The sequence below is a fragment of the Clostridium rectalis genome (assembly GCF_900626095.1).
In the GTDB taxonomy this organism is placed as follows: Bacteria; Bacillota; Clostridia; order Clostridiales; family Clostridiaceae; genus Clostridium_AS; species Clostridium_AS rectalis.
This window is the reverse complement of sequence record NZ_UYZZ01000002.1, coordinates 54,075-77,215: the sequence shown is the minus strand read 5'-3', so window position 1 is coordinate 77,215 and position 23,141 is coordinate 54,075. Positions and strand designations below refer to the sequence as shown.

Below are 23,141 nucleotides of genomic sequence, written 5' to 3'. Positions count from 1 at the left end.
GGAAAATGGAAATTATAATTCAAATCTTTAAAAAAATCGATGATTTAGTATGGGGGGTCCCATTACTAGTCTTACTAGTTGGTACGGGAATATATTTAACTGTACGTCTTGGAGTACTTCAGATTAGAAAGCTTCCATTAGCATTTAAATATCTTTTTTCAAAAGAGGATAGTGACAGCCAAGGAGAGGGAGATGTAACAAGCTTTCAGGCTCTATGCACTGCTTTGGCGGCAACTATAGGAACAGGTAATATTGTTGGGGTGGCTACGGCAATTAAATCCGGTGGACCAGGGGCGTTGTTTTGGATGTGGATAGCTGCTTTCTTTGGAATGGCTACTAAATATGCAGAGGGGCTTCTTGCTGTTAAATACAGAGTAGTAGATAAAAATGGACAAATGTCAGGTGGCCCTATGTATTATATAGAAAAAGGTCTTGGAGTTAAATGGCTTGCTAAATTATTTGCTATATTTGGAATAGGTGTAGCTTATTTTGGAATAGGAACTTTCGCTCAAATTAATGCTATATCAGATTCTTTAAAGGATTCTTATGGAGTACCATTTATTGCTTCGGGAGTGGTGATAACTGTATTAGTAGCTGGGGTTACATTAGGAGGAATAAAATCAATAGCAAAGGTTGCGGAAAAAATAGTTCCTTTTATGGCTATATTATATGTGGTAGCTTCATTAATTGTATTACTTGCAAATGTAAAAGCAGTGCCAGCGGCATTATCTTTAATTATTAAAAGCGCTTTTACTCCTACGGCTGCAATAGGTGGTTTTTTAGGGGCAACAGTTAAGCAGGCAGTGAAAAATGGTGTAGCAAGAGGAGTATTTTCTAATGAATCAGGACTTGGAAGTGCACCAATAGCTGCAGCTGCTGCAAAAACAAAATCTTGTGTAAGGCAAGGTTTAATATCCATGACAGGAACATTTATAGATACTATAGTTATTTGTACTATGACGGGCTTAACTTTAGTAATTACAGGGGCGTGGAGTTCAGATTTAGAAGGAGCAGCTATGACAAATTCAGCATTTCTTCAAGGGATACCATTACCTTTTGTAGGGAAATTTATAATAACGATAGGACTTTTATTTTTCGCTTTTACTACAATTTTAGGATGGAATTATTATGGAGAAAGATGTACTGAATACTTATTTGGAGTGAAGGGAATAAAAATATATAGATATATATTTATTGGAATAGTTGCTGTTGGAGGACTTTCTATATTAAAATTAGATATAATATGGATTATTGCGGATATAGTTAATGGATTGATGGCTATACCAAATTTAATAGCACTTGTGGGATTAAGCGGTATAGTAGTAAATGAAACTAGAATGTATTTTAATAATATGAAAAATGACAAAAAAGAAGAGGAAGAGTCTCTTAAGCAGGTGGCATCAAGATAAAAAACAAAAGATAGCTTTATTGTTATAAAGTTATCTTTTGTTTTGCAACAACATACGTATCATTACGAACGTTATATTGATCAAAAGAATATATGAAGGAAAAATAACGAATAATTTTGATTAAAAGTATAAAAACATATTGACTTAACTTCTTTTAAATGCTAATATTAATATGTAAAATACGTAACAATGTTCGTTATGGTATGAATGTTGTTTAGGAGGTTTGGGGAGTGGAACAGTTAAAAGAGACAAAGGTAAATAATGAAAAAAAAACATTTTTGGATTCATTTTTTAAATTATCAGAGAATAATACCAATGTAAGAACTGAGGTAATTGCAGGTATTACTATTTTTATTACAATGGCATATGTTATATTTGTAAATCCAGGAATACTTATGCAAGCTGGTATGAATACTAAGGGGTTACTAGGAGAAGCGGCTGTTAATGCAGGTATAAATGCATTAAATGATAGCGTAGTGGCAGCAGTATTTGCGGCAACATGTATCTCAGCAGCTATAGGAACCTTTATAATGGGATTCTATGCAAATTTGCCTTTTGCACAGGCTCCAGGTATGGGACTTAATGCGTTTTTCACTTTTAGTGTATGTTTAACATTGGGATATACTTGGCAACAAGGGTTAGCGGCAGTATTTATATCAGGTATATTATTTATAATAATTACACTAACTTCTATAAGAGAAAAAATAGTTGACTCAATACCTTTAAATTTAAAATTTGCTATTTCTGCGGGGATAGGATTATTTATAGCTTTAATCGGTTTTAAAAGCGGGGGAATAATTGTATCAAATCCAGAAACATTAGTTAGTTTTGGAGAATTTACAAATCCAAGTACAGTACTTACTTTAATAGGTATAGCTATAACAGCAATGCTTATGTCTAGAGGAGTTAAAGGTTCAATACTTATAGGAATACTCTTAACTACTATAATAGGTATTCCTTTAGGAATAACAAAATTAATACCGTTAACTCAAATTATTAGTGCACCACCTTCTTTAGCACCAACATTTATGAAACTTGATTTAGGTGGATTATTGACTAAAGGTGGTACGGGTATCTTAGGAGCATTATTAAATGTAATGATGGTAGTAATTTCTTTTAGTTTAGTAGATATGTTTGATACTATAGGAACATTAGTTGGAACAGCACATAAAGCTAATATGGTAGATGAAAATGGCCGAGTGAAAAATTTAAATAAAGCACTTATGGCAGATGCAGTTGCTACAACTATGGGATCTGTACTAGGAACAAGTACAGTTACAACTTATGTAGAATCAACTGCTGGAATTTCAGAAGGGGGAAGAACTGGACTAACATCTGTAGTAACAGGAATCTTATTTTTACTTGCAATGTTCTTTACAGGGCTTGTTGGAATAGTTCCAGCTCAGGCTACAGCACCAGCACTTATAATTGTTGGAGTATTAATGATGGGATCGGTAACTAAAATTGATTTTAACGATTTTACAGAAGCTTTACCAGCATTTTTTACTATTGCGATTATGCCTTTTAGTTATAGTATAGCAAATGGTATAGCATCAGGAATTATATTTTACCCAATAGTTAAATTAGTAACAGGAAGAGGAAAGGAAGTACACCCTATAGTTTATGTATTAGCTACACTATTTATTATTCGATTTACTATACTTCCTAAATAAAATATTATATAATGAATTATTAGGATGTTTAGGAGTATGAATTGCTCCCTGTCAAGTAGACAGGGAGCAATTTAGATTAATCAACAGCTTTTTTATTTATCATATTTAAATAAGATTGGGCTAGTAAATAATTATAAAATTTAAAGCATATACCACATTGCTCTTTAGCTTTATACATTGCGGTATCTGCATTTTTTAAAAGAGAATCTATATCTTTACCATCCTCGGGATATAAGCTTATTCCTACGCTTAAAGTAAGAAATATTTCTTTGTTTTCAAATTTAAAAGGAATATGTAATGATCGGGTTAGTTTTTTTATAGTAGTTATTATGGTGTCTAGTCCAGTATTTATTTTTATGAAAAGTACAAATTCATCACCACCTAATCTAAAAACTTTATCATTATATTTTATAATGGATTTTAACCTATTTGAAAATTCCTTTAAAATACAGTCACCTGCATGATGACCCAAGGTATCATTTATAATTTTAAAATTGTCAATATCTATAAACATTATAGCAAAAGTAGAGTTTTGTTTTTCTTGTAATATAAACTCTCTATTTAAATGATGAACCAAAAGTCTTCTATTAGGAAGGGCAGTTAAAGGATCGTGATAAGCCATGAATTTCCAGTTATTCTCTTTTTTAATATTATTCTTGCAACTAGTTTTATGGTTAGACTGATCCGGTATAAATTCTGAAAATAGGGTAATGAATTTCCCCTTTTTAGGGCTGAAGGCAAGAATTTTAAAGTATTTTTTTATTTTATAAGAATATGTTTCATAAGAAATAATTTTCCCATCTAAAGCTACTCTACTAAATATATTTATCCATAAATCTATACATCCAGGAAATATACTTTTAAAAGATTTATTTAAAATATCTTTACTTTTTATATTAGTAAGTCTTTGAAAGCTATGATTTACTTTAATAAACTTAAAGTCATATGGTATACCAGTATCGTCTAATAAAATTTGATGCAAAGCAAATCCTTCCACTAGGAAATTAACTATTTTATCATAATGAAGAGAATCTTTGAAAAAATTTTCTTTTTCCTCTAATGTATTTATAATCATATCCTGTGGTATTACTTCTGTAATATACCCTAACATAAGAAACCTCCCAATAGAAATAGCTTTATATCAGCAATACCTAATAAGTTTATAATGTGTATACATATTTTACCACTAAATCAAAGGGATTTAAATAGATAAGATAAAGTTTATAATAATTTAAAAATAACTTCCATAAATAATAGAGTATGGAAGTTATTTTTTTATATTTATACCAGTTTTCCGTCTGTAGATATAACTACTTCTCTATAGGAAACTATAGTTTTTGAATTTAACATAGCATTTTTTACTGCAGTTACTATTCCACTACAACAAGGTACCTCCATTCTAACTACAGTAATACTTTTAATATTGTTTGAATGGAGAATTGAAGCTAGTTTTTCCTCATAATAATCATTATCATCTAATTTTGGACAGCCAATTAATGTAATATGGTTTTTTATAAAATCCTCATGAAAATTAGCATATGAGTAGGCTGTACAATCTGCTGCAATAAGTAAATTAGTGTTTTTAAAATAGGACGCGTTAGAGTTTACTAAATTTAATTGTATAGGCCATTGGCAAAGTTCTGATTTTATATGGTTTTCTTTTATTGTTATACAGTTTGATTTATTTATAGTGTCTCTTTTTATAATTTTGGTTTGTGTACCTGGGCACTTACAGGAATTATGATTATAGCTTTTATTTAGTTGTTTTTTTAATACTTTATCTTCGTTGTATTTTTCAGCTTCTCTCTCTATGATAGAAATGGCTCCTGTTGGGCATTCAGGAAGACAGTCACCAAGTCCATCACAGTATTCATCACTTATAAGTTTGGCTTTCCCATTTATTATTTCTATAGCATCTTCATGACAAGCTTTTACACATAGTTCACAACCATTACATTTGGTCTCATCTATAGTAATTATTTTACGTATCATAAATTTACCTCCAACGTTAATGTTTATTGAAATTACGTTTTTATTATATTAGAATTACTTATATAAGTATGTAACAAATGTTACAAAATAGTAAAATAAAAATTAAAGAAAGGAAAGATTATATATGAAAAAGGAAGATATTATAGATATATTGAAAAAAAGTATAATATTTAAAAATATAGATAAAGAAAAAATAGATAAACTACTTAAGGAAATAAAATATAAAATAAATACTTTTAATAAATCTAAGTTTATTGCTATTGAGGAAGATGAATGCACAAGTCTTGGTATAGTTATATATGGAAAAATTGAGGTGCAAAAGATATTTGCCTCTGGAAAAGCTATAACTATAGATAGGTTAAATCAAGGAGAAATTTTTGGAGAAGTTATTATATTTTCTAATATGAACACATATCCAGCTAGTATAGTAGCTACTGAAAAATCAGAAATATTGTTTATATCTAAAGACCAAATTTTAAAGTTGTTTAATTTAGACTCTAAAGCTTTAAATAATTTTATGGGGCTTTTGTCTAATAAAATATTAATGTTAAATAGAAAAGTAAAAAACTTATCTTATCATAGCATAAGAGAAAAAGTTAGTAATTTTATTTTAGAAGAGTATAAAAAACAACAAAATTGTATTTTGAAATTGAATGTTTCTAGAAAAGAAATGGCTGAATATTTGGGAATACCAAGACCATCGCTTTCAAGAGAGATGCTTAAAATGAAAGAAGAAGGAATTATAGATTTTAATAAAAATATTATAGAAATACTAAATGAAGGAAAATTAGAAGGCGAATTAGTGTAGTGAACATATTATAATAATGAAAGGAAAAATAAGGTGATGATATGAAGATGATATGGAAGGTAATTGCTGCATTAATATGTTTAGGAATTATTATAACTGCAGCATTAGGGTTAACTATATATAATTTTGCACATAATTCAAAAGTACAGAAATCAGATTGTATAGTAGTACTCGGTTGTAGTGTTTATGGCGAAACCCCTAGTCCATTTCTTAAATGGAGAACGGATGAGGCTTATAGACTTTATAAAGAAGGGTATGGTAAATATATAATAGCATCAGGAGGGAAAGGACCTGGAGAAAATATATCTGAAGCAGAAGCAGTAAGGAGGTATCTTATGGAAAAAGGAATGGATGAAAAAAATATAATAAAAGAGGAAGCATCAACGTCAACTATGGAAAATTTAGATAACTGTAAAGATATAATGGATAATATGAAATTTAACACTGCCATAGTAGTATCAAATAACTATCATTTAAAAAGAGCATCTTTAATGACTAAAAAAGTTAATATAAAAGCCTCCTTTTCTGGAGTATATGTAACTCCTTATAAATCTCATGAAACCTATGGTTTTATAAGGGAAATACCAGCTCTTCTAAAATTCTATATTTTAAGACGATAAAAAACAAATTTTAGAAGGAAAAATTCACAAAATATAGAATATAGTTAGTACACTAATTTATTTGGAGGGATAATCATGGATAAACTTTATTATTGTGTTCATTGTAAAAGAGTTATACAAAATACAGATAAATGTAATTTTTGTAATGAAGAAAATATTAAAGAGCTTAATTATGGTGCACCAGTAAATATAATAGGAAGTAAAATCAAAGGTAAAGTTTTAAAAATAAAGGGGAATGTAGTAAGACTAATAGTAAGAGATGAAATGAATATTAAGTCTATAAAAGAATATGAGTTTGAAAAATTAAGAAAGGTGCTTTAATATATAAGGGGATTTTTTCAAAATAAGTTGTAAGTTATTTTGAAAAAATCCCTTTTTAATCTTACTATATACTTATAATAGTAAGAATTATAAGTATATAATTTTTATTTAATGAGAAGCTTTAAAAGGTATAATTTTAGATAGAATATCAAAAGAGGCCAAATTAAATTTTAGCATTTTTATAGTTTCACCATCTTTATATTCAAGTACTGTTCGTGCAATATCTTCATCTTGATAATATGATATTATATTGTTTATATCTATCTTTAAAGGGTCTAGGTATACAAATAATTTGTCTAAAAAATGTAGTTTATCATCTTGTTTCCAAACAAAAAGTTCTCTGAAGTCAGGGAGTTTGCCTTTGCTTATTTTCTTTTTATAATATTCAGCGGATTTTTGAAAACCTTTTAGGTAGTTATAAATAAACATTTTTCCTTTTTCTTTTAAAAAGTCTAATAAAGCATCATCATAAAATAAATTTTGACTTTGTTTAATGTTATTTAATGCATAAAAAAATGATTTTCTAACTTTTCCATGTTCATTTAAACAATCTATTAATGAAGTTTTTTTATAGTTAAATAAGTTTGGTAAGTCGAAATTTTCTAACTCATTTTTATATAGGCTATCTAATTTCTCACATCCACCTAGATAAAATATTAAAGTTGCATCTTTAGGTAAGTAGCATTCATCCATTTCTAATTTATTATCAACTATTATTCGCTCTATTTCTTTTATAATTTTCTCATCTACTTTTTTGTTAAATAAAAACATATTCTCAACTCCTACTAAACTATTTCATCATAATTATAATAAAATTATTCTATCATAAACCTGTGAAAGAGTATAGTTTCAGGATAGAAAATACGAATAATAAAGTATAAAAATATAATTTTATAAGTATATATACGAATATTTTTAATTAAAAAATTATTAATGTATTGATTTAATAAAATTACTATGCTACTATATATACATAAGATACATATAATCCATATAATCCTAATAATACGGTTTGGGAGTTTCTAGGAGAAAACCTTAAATTTTCTCACTATGGGTAATCTGATTGTAAATAAGATATATCTTATTTATCAAGCTAGAGTTTACTCAGACTCTAGCTTTTTTATTTTACTATATGAAACAAAAGTATTGCTCTATAAATATTTTATATAAGGGAGGGGTTTTTATGAGGATAGCAATAATCTTTGGAAGTAAATCTGATGCTGAAATAATGAAGGGTGCAGCTAAAGTTTTAAAGGAATTTGAAATAAAATATAAAACTTATATACTTTCAGCACACAGAGTACCTGAAAAACTAGAAGAAACTTTAACCTATTTAGAAAATGAAAATTATGAATGTATAATAGCGGGAGCAGGTCTTGCAGCACATCTACCAGGAGTAATAGCATCTAAGACAATTATTCCAGTTATAGGAATACCCATAAATGCAGCATTAAATGGAATGGATTCTCTTTTATCTATAGTTCAAATGCCAAAATCAATTCCTGTAGCTACAGTAGGGATAAACAACAGTTATAATGCTGGTATGTTAGCTATAGAAATAATGTCTTTAAAATATCCACAAATTAAAGAAAAGTTAATAAATTATAGAAGAGATATGAAAGAAAGATTTATAAAGGAAAATGAAGAAGGAGTGAATTTATAATGGAAAAAAAAGAAATGATTTATGAGGGTAAAGCAAAAAAAATATATAAAACTTCTGATAGTGAAAAGGTAATTATTTATTACAAAGATGATGCAACTGCATTTAATGGTGTGAAAAAAGGACAAATTGAAGAAAAAGGTGTACTTAATAATTCTATAACATCTAGCTTATTTAATTTATTAGAAGAAAATGGAGTTAAAACTCATTTTGAGAAAAGGTTAAATGATAGAGAACAATTATGCAAAAAAGTAGAAATAATACCATTGGAAGTTATAGTTAGAAATATAGCAGCTGGTAGTATGGCAAAAAGATTGGGAATTGAAGAAGGAAGAAAACTTAATACAACAGTTTTTGAAATAAGTTATAAAAATGACGATTTAGGAGATCCACTTATAAATGATTATCATGCTGTTGCTATTGGACTTACAAATTTTGAGGAATTAAACAGTATATATAAAACTACTAAAAAAATAAATAATATATTAAAGGAATTTTTTCTAAAACAAAATATAAAATTGGTGGATTTTAAGTTAGAATTTGGGAGATTTAATGGACAAATACTTTTAGCAGATGAAATTTCTCCAGATACTTGTAGACTTTGGGATGCTAAAACCAACGAAAAACTAGATAAGGATAGATTTAGAAGAGATCTTGGAAATGTAAAAGAGGCTTATATTGAAATATTAAATAGGATAAATGAGAAATAGTCTTAATATTAATTCGGGTAAGGAGAGGGCTATGGAAAATATGTGTTTTTATGAGGATATGGACAAGTTTAAAGAGGAATGTGGAGTGTTCTCCATATTTTCTCCTAAAAGTATGGAAGTTGGAGCTATAACTTATTATGGATTATACGCTTTGCAGCATAGGGGACAGGAAAGTGCTGGAATAGTGGTATGTGATGGTAAAGAACTAAGTTGCCATAAGGATATGGGACTTGTTAGTGAAGTATTTAATTCTGAAGTGATAAATAATATGAAAGGGATATCTGCTATAGGACATGTGAGATATTCAACTACAGGATCAAGTAATAAAAATAATGCACAACCTATTATGGGAACATATAAATTAGGTTCTATAGCAATTGCCCATAATGGAAATTTAGTTAATGCGGATGTTATAAGGGAATTATTAGAAGAAGGGGGAGCTATATTTCAAACTTCTATAGATTCAGAGGTTATATTAAATTTAATATCAAGGAAAGCTAAAATTGGTATAGAAAATGCTGTATTAAATGCTGTACAGGCTGTAAAAGGATCCTATGCAATAGTAATACTTACAGAAGATAAACTTATAGGAGTAAGAGATCCAAATGGAATAAGGCCGTTATGTATTGGTAAATTAGAAGATAGTTATATTATGTGTTCAGAAAGTTGTGCACTTGACAATGTAGGTGCTGAGTTTATAAGAGATGTAAAACCAGGAGAGATAGTAATAATAGATAATGAGGGAATTAAAAGTATAAATATATGTGAGAAAACTAAATGTGCCACTTGTGCCTTTGAATATATATATTTTGCTAGGCCAGATAGCACTATTGATGGAATAAATGTTTATAATTCTAGAGTACTTGCAGGGGAACAGCTTTTCAAAGAATGTCCTGTAGATGCAGATATAGTAATTGGGGTTCCAGATTCAGGTATACCTGCTGCAGTAGGATATTCAAAGGCATCTTCTATACCTTATGGAATAGGGCTTATAAAAAATAAATATGTGGGAAGAACTTTCATTTCACCATCTCAAAGTTTAAGAGAAAAGGCAGTTTCAATAAAATTAAATCCTTTAAAAGTGAATATAGAAAATAAAAGAGTTGTAATAATAGATGATTCCATAGTAAGGGGAACTACAAGTAAAAAACTTGTGGATATACTTAAAAAGTCAGGGGCAAAGGAAGTACATTTTAGAGTAAGTTCTCCTATGGTTAAATATCCATGTTATTTTGGAATAGATACCCCTTATAGAAAGGATTTAATAGGAGCAAATTTTAGTGTAGAAGAGATAAAAAATATAATAGGAGCAGATAGTGTAGGATACTTAAGTTTGCAGGGATTATTAAAATCCTTAAAAAAAGATAGGGGTTTTTGTCTAGGGTGTTTTAGTGGGATTTATCCTTTAGCTACGCCTAAAGAATCGGCAAAAGAAAGATTAGAAAAAAATAAGGGGGAGCTTAAATGATAACTTATAAAGAGTGTGGAGTTAATATTGATGAGGGCTATAAAACAGTATCTCTTATGAAACAGTATACGGAAAGTACCAATATACCTGGTGTTTTAAATAAAATAGGTAGTTTTGCAGGAATGTTTGAACTTAAAGGGTTTAATAATCCAGTATTGGTAGCTGGTACAGATGGAGTAGGAACCAAATTAGAAATAGCCTTTAAAATGAGAAAATATCATAGTATTGGAATAGACTGTGTGGCTATGTGTGTAAATGATATTTTATGTCAAGGAGCAAAACCTTTATTTTTTTTAGATTATATAGCTTGTGGAAAATTAAAATCCGAAATAGCTGCAGATATAGTAAAAGGAGTAAGTGAAGGATGTATCATGGCAGATTGCGCACTTATTGGCGGAGAAACTGCGGAAATGCCAGGATTCTATGAAAATGGAAAATATGATATAGCTGGATTTGCAGTTGGTGCAGTAGAAAAAGAAAAGATAATTACAGGGGAAAGAGTAGAAAGCGGAGATGTTTTAATAGGAATAGCATCTTCAGGAATACATAGTAATGGTTACTCCTTAGTTAGAAAAATTATTGAAGATTTAAATGAACCTTTTGATGAAAAAACTATAGGTGAAGAAATTTTAACCCCAACAAGGATATATGTAAAATCTGTATCAAAAATATTAGAAAAATTCCATGTCAAAGCTATGGCTCATATAACAGGTGGAGGATTTTATGAGAATATACCAAGAATGTTTAGTAAAAGTTTTACCGCAGTAATTCATGAAAGTAGTTTTCCTGTTCCAAAAATATTTAAGTATTTAATGGACAGAGGGGTAGAAAAAAATCACATGTTTAATACATTTAATATGGGTATAGGTTTTGTAATATGTGTAGATGAAGAGCAGTGTAGTGATGTAATAAGAGAATTAATACAGATGGGGGAAAAGGCATATAGAATTGGATATGTTAAAAAGGGACCTAAAGTTGTCACATTTGAATAATCAGGGGGAAAACAAATGGAGAAGAAACTTAAATTAGCTGTATTAGTCTCGGGGCGTGGATCAAATCTTAGGGCTATTTTAGATAATATAAAGGCTGGCAATCTTAACTGTGAAATAGAAATTGTAATAAGTGATAATCATAAGGCTTATGCGTTAAGTATAGCAAGGAAAAATGGAATAAAGACTAAAGTTTTAGATAAAGAAAAATATGGGGATAATATTTCTCAGGAAATATTTGAAACTTTGCAAAATAAGGTAGATTTAATAGTTTTAGCAGGATGGCTTTCTATATTAAAAGGAGATTTAATTAAAGAATTCAAAAATAAAATAATAAATATACATCCATCTTTGGTCCCATGTTTTTGTGGTAAAGGGATGTATGGAATTAAAGTGCATAAAAGTGTTATTGACTCTGGGGTAAAGTTTTCAGGATGTACTGTGCACTTTGTATATGAGGGAATAGATAATGGCCCTATAATTTTACAAAAGATAGTGCCTGTTAATTTTAATGACACTGCTGAGGATTTGCAAAATAGGGTGTCACTAAAGGAACATGTTGCTCTTTCAGAAGCTATTAACTTAATAGAGGAAGGTAGAGTTGAGATTATTGATAAAAAGGTTAAATTGAAGGAGTGTTTAAATTGATAAAAAGGGCTTTAATAAGTGTTTATGATAAAAGGGGAATATTGGATATGGCCAGGTTCCTTGAAAGTAGGATGGTTGAAATTTTATCTACTGGTGGAACTTATAAATATTTAAAGGAGAATGGAATTTTAGTTAAGGAAGTATCTGAAATAACTAAGTTTGATGAGATATTAGATGGTAGAGTTAAGACTCTCCACCCTGCTGTACATGGTGGAATCCTAGCTATTAGAGACAATAAAGAACACATGGATACAATAAATAATAAAGGAATAACACCAATAGACATAGTTATAGTAAATCTATATCCATTTTTCAATAAAGTAAATGAAAAAATAAGTTTTCAAGAAAAAGTTGAATTTATAGATATAGGTGGTCCTACAATGATTAGAGCTGCAGCTAAAAATTTTAAAGATGTAATAGTAGTTACAGAAATTGATGATTACGAAATTATAAAACAAAAAATAAATTTAAATAATGAGGTTGATTTTAATTATAGAAGGAAATTAGCAGGTAAGGTATTTAATCTTATGGCAGCTTATGATGGGGCCATTAGTGAGTTTTTATTGGAGGATAGTTATCCAGAATATTTAAGTTTAAGTTATAAAAAATTATATAATTTAAGATATGGAGAAAACCCACATCAAAGTGCAGCTTATTATGTATCAAATACAAAATGTGGAGGAATGAAGAATTTTGAAAAGCTTAATGGAAAGGAGCTTTCTTATAATAATATTAAAGATATGGATATAGCATGGAAAGTAGTAGGTGAGTTTGAGGAATTTGCTTGTTGTGCAGTAAAACATAATACCCCTTGTGGCGTTGCTATGGGGAACTCAGTGTATGATTCATATAAAAAGTGTTATGAATGTGATAAAACATCTATTTTTGGTGGAATTATAGCTTTCAATAATAAAGTAGATAAAAATACAGCAGATGAAATTGTAAAAATATTTTTAGAAATTGTTATAGCTCCTGATTTTGAGGATGAGGCTATAGAAATTCTTAAGAAAAAGAAGAATTTGAGAATTATAAAATGTAATAGAGAATCTAATGATAAATTTGAAATAAATAAAGTTGATGGTGGAATTCTTGTTCAGTCTAAAGACAATAAATTACTTAATAGTATTAATATAGTTACCAAAGAGAATCCTACAGAAGATGATATAAAAGAGATGATTTTTGCCATGAAGGTTGTTAAACATGTAAAATCTAATGCAATTGTGGTGGTTAAAAATGGTATGGCAATAGGAATTGGCACAGGACAAGTGAACAGAATATGGGCAGCATGTGAAGCGTTAAATAGGGGCAAAGATGGAGTTATTATGGCATCTGATGCATTTTTTCCATTTGAAGATGTAGTAAAGGAAGCATGTAAATATAAAATAAGAGGAATAATTCAGCCTGGTGGTTCTATTAGGGATGAAGAATCTATAAAAGCTTGCGATGAGAATGGAATATCTATGGTGTTTACAGGAGTAAGACATTTTAAGCATTAATAAAAAGTAGCAGATAAAAGGGGGATTTACTATGAAGATATTAATAATAGGTAATGGTGGTAGAGAACATGCTATAGCCTGTAAAATTTCTGAAAATAAAAATGTAGAAAAGATATACTGTGCACCAGGAAATGGTGGTACGGCTTTGATGGATATATGTGAAAATATAAATATTATGGGTATAGATAAATTAAAGGATTTTGCATTAAAAGAGCAAATAGATTTAACTATAGTAGGACCTGAGGGAGAATTAGTAGATGGTATAGTGGATGTATTTAAAAAAAATGGATTAAAAATATTTGGACCAGATAAAAAAGCGTCTATGTTAGAGGGAAGTAAAACTTTTTCTAAAGAGTTCATGGATAGATATGGAGTTAAAACTGCAGAATATAAAACTTTTTTAAATGCAGATGATGCTTTTAACTATATTAATACATGTAGCTACCCTGTAGTAATAAAAGCAGATGGTTTAGCAAATGGTAAAGGTGTATCTATATGTAATAATTATAAAGAAGCAGAGGAAACTATAAAAAAATTTATGATAGATGATATCTTTAAAGGGTCAGGTAAAAAAATAATTATTGAGGAATTTTTAGAAGGCATTGAGGCGTCTATATTATCTATTACAGATGGAAAAATAATAGTACCTTTTATTTCAGCTAAGGATCACAAACAGATTTATGATGAGAATAAAGGACCCAATACAGGAGGAATGGGGGCAATTGCACCAAATCCGTATGTTACTTATGAGGTTTTAGAAGATTTTAATGAAAATATTTTAAAGCCAACCTTAGAAGGAATAAAAAAAGAGGAATTTGATTATAGAGGAATAATATTTTTTGGGGTAATGATAACTAAAAAGGGAGTGTATCTTTTAGAGTATAATGTTAGATTAGGAGATCCAGAAACTCAAGTAGTACTGCCTTTAATGGATAGTGACTTAGTAGAACTTATTAAGGCATCTTTAAATAAGGAATTATCTTCTTTTGATTTAAAATGGAAAAATGCTTATTCTTGTTGTGTAGTTGCTGTATCAGAAGGATATCCAGGAAATTATAAAAAAGGTTTTAAGATAAATATAGATAAAAAGGTTAATTCATTTATAGCTGGAGCAACTTTTAAAGAAGGAGATTTACTAACAAATGGTGGAAGGATAATATGTACTTATGCTATAGAAAATAATTTGGCAGATAGTATTGATAAAGCTTATAAGGAGATGGATAAAGTACATTTTCATGGTATGTATTTTAGAAAAGATATTGGAAAACAATATTAATTATGTTATAATATTAAAGAAAAATTTTGGTGATGGAGTTCACCATTAACCGCATTATGCTAATGACTCCTACATAATAACAAACTGTTATTATGTATTTTTTTATGTCTTAAATAAAATAGAAGGTAAATACTATAGAATGTGAGGTGTGGACTGTGAAGAGAATAGAGAATAATTTGTTTAATTCTAATATAAAAAGTGTATTTATGAGTCATAGCATAAAATATATATATACATTTTTAAGATGGATTGTTTTAGGTGGGTTAATAGGTATACTTACGGGAACAGCGGCAGCTTTTTTTCTTAAAAGTTTACAATTTGCTACTAATAAAAGATTAGAATTACCCTGGTTATTATTTTTTCTTCCCTTTGGAGGAATGCTTGTTAGTTATGTATATATGAAATATGGGAAGGATTCCTCAAAAGGAAATAATCTAATATTAGAACAAATACATGAAAGTCAAGGAAAAATACCGGTAAGAATGGGCATATTTGCTTTATTTGGTACAGTTATAACTCATCTTTTTGGAGGATCAGCAGGTAGAGAAGGAACAGGTGTGCAAATAGGGGCAAGTATAGCAGAAGGAGTATCTAATTTATTTAAATTAGATAGATTAGATAGAAATATATTACTTATGAGTGGAATAAGTAGTGGTTTTGCTTCTGTATTTGGAACTCCTCTTGCGGGAACCATTTTTGGTATGGAAATAATATTTATAGGTATTATTAATTATGAGGCGCTGGTACCTTGTACTATAGCTGCTTTTATAGGAGATTTTATTACTAATTTTTGGGGGGTAAAACATACTCATTATATAGTGGGTGTTATACCTAGTTTTTCTACTAAATTAATGTTTAAAATTATAATTATAGGAATTATATTTGGGTTAATAAGTAAAATATTTAGTGAGTTAACTCATAAACTAAAAAAGATGTTCTCTATATATTTTAAAAATACAATAATCAAAAGTGCAGTAGGTGGAATTATAGTTATTATCTTAGTTTACATAGTAGGAAACAGAAATTATTTGGGTCTTAGCATTCCTCTTATGATGGATGCATTTAAATATACATCAAAGATTCAAGACTTTATTTTAAAGACTATATTTACATCTTTAACATTAGGATCTGGTTACCAAGGAGGGGAAGTAACTCCGTTATTTGTAATAGGATCTACTTTAGGAAGTTTTATGTCAGGAATAATGAATGAACCAATTTCTTTTTTTGCATCATTAGGTCTTATTGGTGTTTTTGCAGGAGCTACTAATGCACCTATAGCCTCTTTTATTATGGGAATAGAATTATTTGGCTCAGATATTGGAAAATATATGTTTATTATATGTGTAACAAGTTATTTATTTTCAGGACATAGTAGTATATATTCTGCACAAAAAATTGGAATGAGTAAAACAAAATTTATATCGCTACCCAGGGATATAACTGTAGATAAATATGGAGAAAGTTTTTATCCTAAAAAGGATAAAAAATAATATTTATGGTATAATTAAAACACGTACTTGAAAATATTAGTAAATATTTGAAATATGTCAAAAATTAATGTACAATATTAATAATTTATCATACTAAAGTGCACGGAGGGATATAAATGAGTAAGGATATTGTAAAACCTTCAATATTACCAGGATTTATGGAATTATTACCAGCAGATCAAATAATTTTTAATAAAATGATGGATACCATAAGAGAAAATTATGAAAAATTTGGATTTGTGCCATTAGATACTCCAACTATTGAAAAATCAGAAATTCTTTTGGCTAAAGGTGGCGGAGAAACTGAAAAACAAATTTATAGATTTAATAAAGGGGATTCAGATCTTTCATTAAGATTTGATTTAACAGTACCTCTTGCAAGATATGTAGCTCAGCACTTTTCAGATTTAAATTTTCCTTTTAGAAGATATCATATATCAAAAGTATTTAGAGGAGAAAGAAATCAAAAGGGACGTTTTAGAGAGTTTTATCAATGTGATATAGATATTATAGGGAATGGAAAACTTAATATTATAAATGATGCTGAAATTCCAACCGTTATATATTCTACATTTAAAGCTTTAAATTTTGGAGAGTTTACTATTCGTATAAATAATAGGAATGTATTAAATGGATTCTTTGATGCTTTAAATGTTACAGATAAGATTTTAGTATTAAGAATCATAGATAAAATAGAAAAAATTGGGGTAGATTCAGTTAAGGAAGAATTGAAATCATTAGGAATAGATGAAAAAGCAGTAGAAAGTATAATAAACTTTATAAATATAAAGGGAAATAATGATGAAGTGATTAAATCTTTAAAGAAATTAAATATAACAAATGAAATTTTTATAAAAGGATTAGAGGAACTTGAAAAGGTTGTTCATTATATAAGATGTTTCAAAGTACCAGAAAAAAACTTTAAAATAGATTTAACTATTGCAAGAGGGCTGGATTATTATACAGGTACTGTATATGAAACTATACTAGATGATTATCCTAATATAGGTAGTGTATGTTCAGGTGGAAGATATGAAAACCTAGCAGGGTACTATACAAATCAAAAATTACCTGGAGTTGGTATATCCATTGGTTTGACAAGATTGTTTTATCAATTAAGAGAAGCGAATATAATAGGAGAAAATAGTAGCCAAACTTTAAGTAAAGTGTTAGTGATTCCTATGGATGAGAATATAGAATATGCTATAGATGTTGCAAATACTTTAAGAGCAAATAGTATAATCTCAGAGCTCTATTTAGAAGAAGCAAAGCTTGGTAAAAAGTTTGGTCATGCGGATAAATTAAAAATTCCTTATACAATAGTAATAGGATCAGATGAAGTGAATAATAATAAGGTAGCACTTAAGGATATGAAATCAGGAGAACAAAGTATTGTAACAATTGAGGAAGCTATAAAAACTATAAATAGTAAACAAAAATTATTATAAATTTATATAAAGTTTATTAAAAACCCCCTATGCATTTGCATAGGGGTTTTTAATGATTTAGTTTAATTATATATTTTTTTCTATTAAATTTAATAATTCATTAAATCTTTCAATGGTTTTTTTCATAGGCTCTGGGGTAGTCATATCTATACCAGAATTTTTAAGTATATTAATAGGATAATCACTTGAACCAGCTTTTAAAAACTTTTTATACTCTTTTAGAGAAGCATTAGGGTTATTTAATATATTTGTGGCAAAGGCGTTGGCAGCAGCATATCCTGTTGCATACTGATATACGTAAAAATCGGAATAGAAGTGAGGAATTCTTGCCCATTCGATATCAATTTCTGAATCTATTATTATTTCGTCTCCAAAATATTTTTTGTTTAAATCATGCCATATTATGCATAAGTCATTACTAGTTAAAGAAGTACCAGTTTCAATTTTTTCATGGGTTATTTTTTCAAATTCAGCAAACATAATTTGTCTAAATACAGTGGTTCTTATTTGTTCAAGTTGTTGATTTATAAGATAAAGCTTTTTCTTTTTATCTAATTCATTATTTATCATATGGTTAACAAGTAGACATTCATTAGTAGTTGAAGCCACTTCAGCACAAAATAGGGTATAATCCGAGTATATATATGGTTGGCTTTTCTTGGAATAATATGTGTGGATAGAATGCCCCATTTCGTGTGCTAAAGTAAATACATCATTTAATTTATAGTTATAGTTTAAAAGTATATAAGGCATAGTATCATAACTTCCAGAGGAATATGCTCCTCCTCTTTTGCCTTTATTTTCAAAAACATCTATCCAACCATTTTCTATACCTTCTTTAAAAATCTTTAAATACTCTTTTCCTAATGAAGTAAGCCCCTCTTCTACTATTTTTACAGCTTCGTTATAATCAATATGCACATCTGGAGTATCTATTATTGGTACATATAAATCATACATGTGAATCCTATCTAATCCTAGTAGTTTCTTTTTAATTGACACATACCTATGAAGGGAAGATAAATTATCATTTATAGCCTTTATAGCGTTGTCATATACAGTTAAAGGAATGTTATTAGGTTTTAATGAACTTTCTAAAGATGAATTAAAGTTTCTCATCTTAGAATTAAAAATAAAAGATTTAATTGAGGAAGTAAGAGACATTGCAAAAGTATTCTTATATTTATAGTATGTGGAAAACAAGCCTTTAAAAGCAGATTTTCTAACCTCTCTATTTTTTGAAGCTATGTATACAGAATAATTTTTATCTGTAAGTTCAACTTCAAAACCTTTATCATCTTTTATATTAGGGAAAGTTATATCTGCATCTGAAAGCATATCATAAATATTTGAGGGAGCTTCTAGACAATCTGATACAGCTGCCATTATTTCTTCTTGTTCTTTACTTAATGTATGTGGTTTTAAATTTAGTATATTCATTAGATAAAAAGTATAAGGTTTAAGTTCTGGTAAAGAATTTATTGCATTTAAAACTTTTTCTTTACCAATAGATAATACTTCCGGAACAAAAAACGCTGTTTTTGATGAAAGCTCTGCCAAAAATGAATCTATTTCACCTCTTAAAGATTGAAATTTTGTATTAGTAGTATCTTCATCTGATCTACAATGAGCATAAATATATAAAGTGTCAGCCAGTCTTGAAATTTTTTCATGGAGTTTTAAAAAATTCAGCAAATTATTAGGAGATTTTAATTTTCCATGAAAGTAAGTAATATCATTTGACATATTTTTTAAGCTTTTAAAGTCTTTTTCAAATTCGTCTATAGAAGTGAATATTTTTTGCATATCCCAAAAATATTCTTTTGGTATTTCATTTCTGGATTTTAACTTAATAGTATTCATTGGTAATATCCTCCTTTAATGGTTTCTTTATATTAATATAATATCTTAAAAACAAAAAAATATAAACAGAGGTTTTACAAAAGTGGACATATAATGTATTATATGATATGATAATTAAAGAACAAATTTAACATAATTGCATATTATGTTAATGTAAGTATATAAAATTTAATATTTAATGGGAAATCATCTTGTTAGGTGAGGTTCCTACACAGATATACGCTACTGCCCAGAAACGTCCAGAGACGCCAACGGGTCAGCAGGTATTGCCGAAATAAGGTTTTACTTAATGTAGCTGACAACATTCAGGTTTATGAATGTCATTGCTCAAAGCTGTGTAGTGCCAAAACTCAACCAGTGGAGATTGATAATTTTTTTTGTATTGCTTAAATCCTTCATTCGTTGAATGAAGGTTTTTTTATATTAATTTAAAATAAAAAGGAGGTGGTTGGCATGGAAGATTGCTATGGAGGTAGTATGGAAAAATATAGGCGGAGAAAGAAAAATGGTATTGATATTCTTTTAGTCGACCACTATGGGAATGTTAATACCTAGAGGGGGTATTAACATGGAGTTGAAAAAATTATTTAATTACACTGAAAACAAAAAAATAGATCCAATTATGGAGAAAATGAAAACATCATTAAATGGTTTAACATCAAAGGAAGCAGAAGAGAGAATAATTAAGAATGGATATAACGAAATGAAGAGTGAAAAAAAACACTCTAACTTTTATAAATTTATACAGCATTTTAAAAATCCATTAGTTATATTATTGGCTATTTTGGCATTAGTATCTTATTTAACTGGAGATGGTAAGGCTGCAATAGTTATGTGTATTATGGTGTTTTTAGGAATAATATTAGGATTTTTGCAGGAAGTAAAGGCAGATAATTCAGCTGAGAAATTAAAGTCTATGGTAAGTGTTACTGCTACTGTTATTAGAGATAGTGCTTCAAAAGAAATACCTTTAAAAATGATTGTACCAGGTGATATAGTACATCTTTCTTCAGGAGATATGGTGCCTGCAGATTTAAGGATAATATCTTCAAAAGATTTATTTGTAAATCAATCAGCATTAACAGGTGAATCTTTGCCTGTAGAAAAATTTATTTCAGAAAATAGTTATGAAAATGAACTAGAAAATCCAAATCTATGTTTTATGGGATCCAATATAGAAAGTGGAACAGCAGTGGCCGTTGTAATAAATACTGGAGGTAAAACTTATTTAGGACAATTAAATGACAAGCTTTTAGAAGAAAAGGTAGAAACAAGTTTTGATAAAGGTATAAAAGATTTTACATGGTTAATGATAAAATTTATATTTGTTTTAGCGCCTATTGTATTTATAATAAATACTTTTGCTAAAGGTAATTTAAGGGATGCATTCTTATTTTCAGTTGCAGTTGCAGTTGGACTAACACCTGAAATGCTTCCAATGATAGTAACTGTAAATTTATCAAAAGGAGCTTTAACTTTATCAAAAAAGAAAGTTGTTGTAAAAAAGTTAAATGCAATTCAAAATTTTGGTGCTATGGATGTACTTTGTACAGATAAAACGGGGACTATAACTTGTGGAAAAGTAATTTTAGAAAAACATTTAAATATATATGGTGAGAATAGTAATAGAGTTTTAAAATATGGATATATAAATAGTTTTTATCAAACTGGACTAAAAAATCTAATGGATTTAGCTATTTTGGAACATAAAGGTGATAGCGTAGATTTTGATATAGAGAATAGATATGAAAAAGTTGATGAGATTCCTTTTGATTTTATAAGAAAAAGAATGTCTGTAGTTGTTAAAAATCAAAGAAATGAAAGTGTATTAATATGCAAAGGTGCGGTAGAAGAGATTTCGAATTTATGTAATAGATATGAAACGAAAGAAGGTACAGAACCTTTCGTAGGGAGTATGGCGGAAAGTATAAATGGTATTGTAACAGCATTAAATGAAGAGGGATTTAGAGTAATAGCTGTAGCATATAAAAAGGTTAAAGAGGATAGAAACGAGTTTTCTATAGAAGATGAGAAAGGAATGACTTTATTAGGGTTTATGGCATTTTTAGATCCACCAAAAGAAACTTCCAAGGAGGCTATAGAAAAATTTAAAAAGTACAGTGTGGATGTAAAAATATTGACTGGAGATAATGAAATAGTAACAAAAAAAATATGTAAAGAAGTAAATTTACCAATAGATTCTATATTATTAGGTACGGATATTGATAATATGTCTGATGAGCAGTTAAGTGTACTAGTTGAGAAAACTAATGTATTTGCAAAATTATCACCTATGCATAAAGAAAGAATAATAACTATTCTTAAGTCTAACGGACACGTTGTTGGATTTATGGGAGATGGAATAAATGATGCTCCTGCCTTAAAGTCAGCAGATGTAGGAATATCTGTTGATACAGCAGTAGATATAGCAAAAGAATCATCAGATATAATACTTCTTGAAAACAGTTTGCTGGTATTAGAAGAAGGAGTATTAGAAGGAAGAAAGGTATTTGGAAATATAGTAAAATATATAAAGATGACTGCAAGCTCTAATTTTGGGAATATGTTTAGTGTTTTAGGTGCTAGTATATTTGTTCCTTTTTTACCAATGCTACCAATACAAGTTTTAACAAATAATCTCTTATATGATATATCTCAAACTGCTATTCCTACTGATAATGTGGATGAAGAATGGATAATGAAACCAAGAAAATGGGAAGTAGGAAATATTAAAAAGTTCATACTTGCTATAGGACCTATAAGTTCTATATTTGATTATACAACTTACTTTATAATGCTTTATATTTTTAATGCTTGGAGTAATCCTTCTTTATTCCAAACAGGATGGTTTTTAGAATCATTGTTTACTCAAACATTAATAATTCATATAATAAGAACAAATAAAGTACCTTTTATTGAGAGTAAACCAAGCAAAGCATTAGTTATAACATCTTTAGCTATTATGTTTTTAGGGGTGGTACTTGTTAACTCTCCATTAGCATCGGCTTTTGGTTTTGTAAAGCTACCTATGTTATATTATCCAATTTTATTTGCCACTTTACTAAGTTACGTAGTTTTAACTCATGTAATAAAGAGCTGGTGTGTTAAAAAATATAATTTAGAATAATAAATATTGAGAATATTTTAGTGGAAGAGCATATATTGATATAAAAAATATCAGTATATGCTTTTTTTATAAAAAGTTATTGACAAGTATGAATACAGGCATTAAAATGAATATATGAATACATGTTCATATATAAATATGAA

Annotated in this window: 19 protein-coding genes and 3 riboswitches; of the genes, 15 read left to right on the top strand and 4 right to left on the bottom strand. The window is 28.6% G+C overall.

Going from position 1 to position 23,141, the window contains the following annotated elements:
• Nucleotides 1-5 precede the first annotated feature (5 nt).
• Both EJL03_RS03115 and EJL03_RS03110 read left to right on the top strand, forming a co-directional pair.
• Nucleotides 6-1,409, top strand: a complete 1,404-nt coding sequence (locus EJL03_RS03115) for an alanine/glycine:cation symporter family protein (protein WP_125152518.1) — start codon at nucleotides 6-8, stop codon at nucleotides 1,407-1,409.
• 230 nt (nucleotides 1,410-1,639) lie between these two features.
• Nucleotides 1,640-3,082: an NCS2 family permease gene (locus tag EJL03_RS03110; protein ID WP_125152517.1), complete on the top strand. Its 1,443-nt coding sequence runs from the start codon at nucleotides 1,640-1,642 to the stop codon at nucleotides 3,080-3,082.
• A 76-nt stretch (nucleotides 3,083-3,158) separates the two neighbouring features.
• Here the strand turns inward: EJL03_RS03110 and EJL03_RS03105 are convergent, their stop codons facing one another.
• Together EJL03_RS03105 and EJL03_RS03100 are read right to left on the bottom strand one after the other, a co-directional pair.
• The gene (locus EJL03_RS03105; protein ID WP_125152516.1) at nucleotides 3,159-4,193 is read right to left on the bottom strand and encodes a GGDEF domain-containing protein; all 1,035 of its coding nucleotides are present in this window, start codon (nucleotides 4,191-4,193) and stop codon (nucleotides 3,159-3,161) included.
• 170 nt (nucleotides 4,194-4,363) lie between these two features.
• A complete protein-coding gene (locus EJL03_RS03100) occupies nucleotides 4,364-5,074 on the bottom strand; it encodes an ATP-binding protein (protein WP_125152515.1) in 711 nt (236 codons plus the stop codon).
• Nucleotides 5,075-5,198: 124 nt separating this feature from the next.
• On the opposite strand from EJL03_RS03100, the gene EJL03_RS03095 reads away from it, so the two are divergent.
• The 3 genes from EJL03_RS03095 to EJL03_RS03085 all read left to right on the top strand — a co-directional run bounded on the left by EJL03_RS03095 (nucleotide 5,199) and on the right by EJL03_RS03085 (nucleotide 6,823).
• Nucleotides 5,199-5,882 carry a Crp/Fnr family transcriptional regulator gene (locus EJL03_RS03095; protein WP_125152514.1) on the top strand — a complete coding sequence of 228 codons (684 nt, stop codon included), beginning with the start codon at nucleotides 5,199-5,201 and terminating at the stop codon, nucleotides 5,880-5,882.
• Between the two features lie 41 nt (nucleotides 5,883-5,923).
• On the top strand, nucleotides 5,924-6,502 hold the full coding sequence (locus tag EJL03_RS03090; protein WP_125152513.1) for a YdcF family protein: 579 nt from the start codon (nucleotides 5,924-5,926) through the stop codon (nucleotides 6,500-6,502).
• Between the two features lie 75 nt (nucleotides 6,503-6,577).
• Nucleotides 6,578-6,823, top strand: coding sequence for a hypothetical protein (locus tag EJL03_RS03085; RefSeq protein WP_125152512.1), 246 nt, complete (start codon nucleotides 6,578-6,580; stop codon nucleotides 6,821-6,823).
• Between the two features lie 108 nt (nucleotides 6,824-6,931).
• Here the strand turns inward: EJL03_RS03085 and EJL03_RS03080 are convergent, their stop codons facing one another.
• The gene (locus tag EJL03_RS03080; RefSeq protein ID WP_125152511.1) at nucleotides 6,932-7,594 is read right to left on the bottom strand and encodes a hypothetical protein; all 663 of its coding nucleotides are present in this window, start codon (nucleotides 7,592-7,594) and stop codon (nucleotides 6,932-6,934) included.
• Between the two features lie 198 nt (nucleotides 7,595-7,792).
• Nucleotides 7,793-7,894: riboswitch (purine riboswitch) on the top strand.
• Between the two features lie 112 nt (nucleotides 7,895-8,006).
• On the opposite strand from EJL03_RS03080, the gene purE reads away from it, so the two are divergent.
• From purE to hisS, 9 genes are all read left to right on the top strand, one after another.
• A complete protein-coding gene (gene purE, locus EJL03_RS03075; RefSeq protein ID WP_125152510.1) occupies nucleotides 8,007-8,486 on the top strand; it encodes a 5-(carboxyamino)imidazole ribonucleotide mutase in 480 nt (159 codons plus the stop codon).
• The gene (purC, locus tag EJL03_RS03070; protein WP_125152509.1) at nucleotides 8,486-9,193 is read left to right on the top strand and encodes a phosphoribosylaminoimidazolesuccinocarboxamide synthase; all 708 of its coding nucleotides are present in this window, start codon (nucleotides 8,486-8,488) and stop codon (nucleotides 9,191-9,193) included. The genes purE and purC overlap by 1 nt, the downstream gene beginning before the upstream one ends.
• A 31-nt stretch (nucleotides 9,194-9,224) precedes the next feature.
• Nucleotides 9,225-10,661, top strand: a complete 1,437-nt coding sequence (gene purF, locus EJL03_RS03065; RefSeq protein WP_206427334.1) for an amidophosphoribosyltransferase — start codon at nucleotides 9,225-9,227, stop codon at nucleotides 10,659-10,661.
• Nucleotides 10,658-11,653, top strand: a complete 996-nt coding sequence (purM, locus tag EJL03_RS03060; protein WP_125152507.1) for a phosphoribosylformylglycinamidine cyclo-ligase — start codon at nucleotides 10,658-10,660, stop codon at nucleotides 11,651-11,653. The genes purF and purM overlap by 4 nt, the downstream gene beginning before the upstream one ends.
• A 15-nt stretch (nucleotides 11,654-11,668) precedes the next feature.
• Complete coding sequence (purN, locus tag EJL03_RS03055) at nucleotides 11,669-12,298, top strand: phosphoribosylglycinamide formyltransferase (protein ID WP_125152506.1); 630 nt, start codon at nucleotides 11,669-11,671, stop codon at nucleotides 12,296-12,298.
• Complete coding sequence (gene purH, locus EJL03_RS03050; protein WP_125152505.1) at nucleotides 12,295-13,794, top strand: bifunctional phosphoribosylaminoimidazolecarboxamide formyltransferase/IMP cyclohydrolase; 1,500 nt, start codon at nucleotides 12,295-12,297, stop codon at nucleotides 13,792-13,794. The genes purN and purH overlap by 4 nt, the downstream gene beginning before the upstream one ends.
• 31 nt (nucleotides 13,795-13,825) lie before the next feature.
• Complete coding sequence (gene purD, locus EJL03_RS03045; protein ID WP_125152504.1) at nucleotides 13,826-15,070, top strand: phosphoribosylamine--glycine ligase; 1,245 nt, start codon at nucleotides 13,826-13,828, stop codon at nucleotides 15,068-15,070.
• A gap of 19 nt (nucleotides 15,071-15,089) precedes the next feature.
• Nucleotides 15,090-15,149, top strand: a riboswitch (Fluoride riboswitch).
• 76 nt (nucleotides 15,150-15,225) lie between these two features.
• Nucleotides 15,226-16,560, top strand: coding sequence for a voltage-gated chloride channel family protein (locus EJL03_RS03040; protein ID WP_243108632.1), 1,335 nt, complete (start codon nucleotides 15,226-15,228; stop codon nucleotides 16,558-16,560).
• 116 nt (nucleotides 16,561-16,676) lie between these two features.
• Nucleotides 16,677-18,008 (top strand): histidine--tRNA ligase, encoded by a 1,332-nt coding sequence (gene hisS, locus EJL03_RS03035; protein ID WP_125152503.1) that lies wholly within the window; start codon nucleotides 16,677-16,679, stop codon nucleotides 18,006-18,008.
• 66 nt (nucleotides 18,009-18,074) lie between these two features.
• Here hisS and pepF read toward each other — a convergent pair whose 3' ends face one another.
• Entirely contained in the window at nucleotides 18,075-19,871 is a 1,797-nt protein-coding gene (pepF, locus tag EJL03_RS03030; protein ID WP_125152502.1) for an oligoendopeptidase F, read from the bottom strand.
• 183 nt (nucleotides 19,872-20,054) lie between these two features.
• Nucleotides 20,055-20,241: riboswitch (M-box (ykoK) riboswitch) on the top strand.
• A gap of 198 nt (nucleotides 20,242-20,439) precedes the next feature.
• Between pepF and mgtA the strand changes: the two genes are divergently transcribed.
• Entirely contained in the window at nucleotides 20,440-22,998 is a 2,559-nt protein-coding gene (mgtA, locus tag EJL03_RS03025) for a magnesium-translocating P-type ATPase (RefSeq protein ID WP_125152501.1), read from the top strand.
• Nucleotides 22,999-23,141 lie beyond the last annotated feature (143 nt).

Bases quoted from the DNA above. Each gene is read 5' to 3' on its own strand.
- EJL03_RS03115 (WP_125152518.1), top strand. From the start codon at position 6: ATGGAAATTATAATTCAAATCTTTAAAAAAATCGATGATTTAGTATGG.
- EJL03_RS03105 (WP_125152516.1), bottom strand. From the start codon at position 4,193: ATGTTAGGGTATATTACAGAAGTAATACCACAGGATATGATTATAAAT.
- EJL03_RS03100 (WP_125152515.1), bottom strand. From the start codon at position 5,074: ATGATACGTAAAATAATTACTATAGATGAGACCAAATGTAATGGTTGT.
- EJL03_RS03095 (WP_125152514.1), top strand. From the start codon at position 5,199: ATGAAAAAGGAAGATATTATAGATATATTGAAAAAAAGTATAATATTT.
- EJL03_RS03090 (WP_125152513.1), top strand. From the start codon at position 5,924: ATGAAGATGATATGGAAGGTAATTGCTGCATTAATATGTTTAGGAATT.
- EJL03_RS03085 (WP_125152512.1), top strand. From the start codon at position 6,578: ATGGATAAACTTTATTATTGTGTTCATTGTAAAAGAGTTATACAAAAT.
- EJL03_RS03080 (WP_125152511.1), bottom strand. From the start codon at position 7,594: ATGTTTTTATTTAACAAAAAAGTAGATGAGAAAATTATAAAAGAAATA.
- purE (WP_125152510.1), top strand. From the start codon at position 8,007: ATGAGGATAGCAATAATCTTTGGAAGTAAATCTGATGCTGAAATAATG.
- purC (WP_125152509.1), top strand. From the start codon at position 8,486: ATGGAAAAAAAAGAAATGATTTATGAGGGTAAAGCAAAAAAAATATAT.
- purF (WP_206427334.1), top strand. From the start codon at position 9,225: ATGGAAAATATGTGTTTTTATGAGGATATGGACAAGTTTAAAGAGGAA.
- purM (WP_125152507.1), top strand. From the start codon at position 10,658: ATGATAACTTATAAAGAGTGTGGAGTTAATATTGATGAGGGCTATAAA.
- purN (WP_125152506.1), top strand. From the start codon at position 11,669: ATGGAGAAGAAACTTAAATTAGCTGTATTAGTCTCGGGGCGTGGATCA.
- purD (WP_125152504.1), top strand. From the start codon at position 13,826: ATGAAGATATTAATAATAGGTAATGGTGGTAGAGAACATGCTATAGCC.
- hisS (WP_125152503.1), top strand. From the start codon at position 16,677: ATGAGTAAGGATATTGTAAAACCTTCAATATTACCAGGATTTATGGAA.
- pepF (WP_125152502.1), bottom strand. From the start codon at position 19,871: ATGAATACTATTAAGTTAAAATCCAGAAATGAAATACCAAAAGAATAT.
- mgtA (WP_125152501.1), top strand. From the start codon at position 20,440: ATGGAGTTGAAAAAATTATTTAATTACACTGAAAACAAAAAAATAGAT.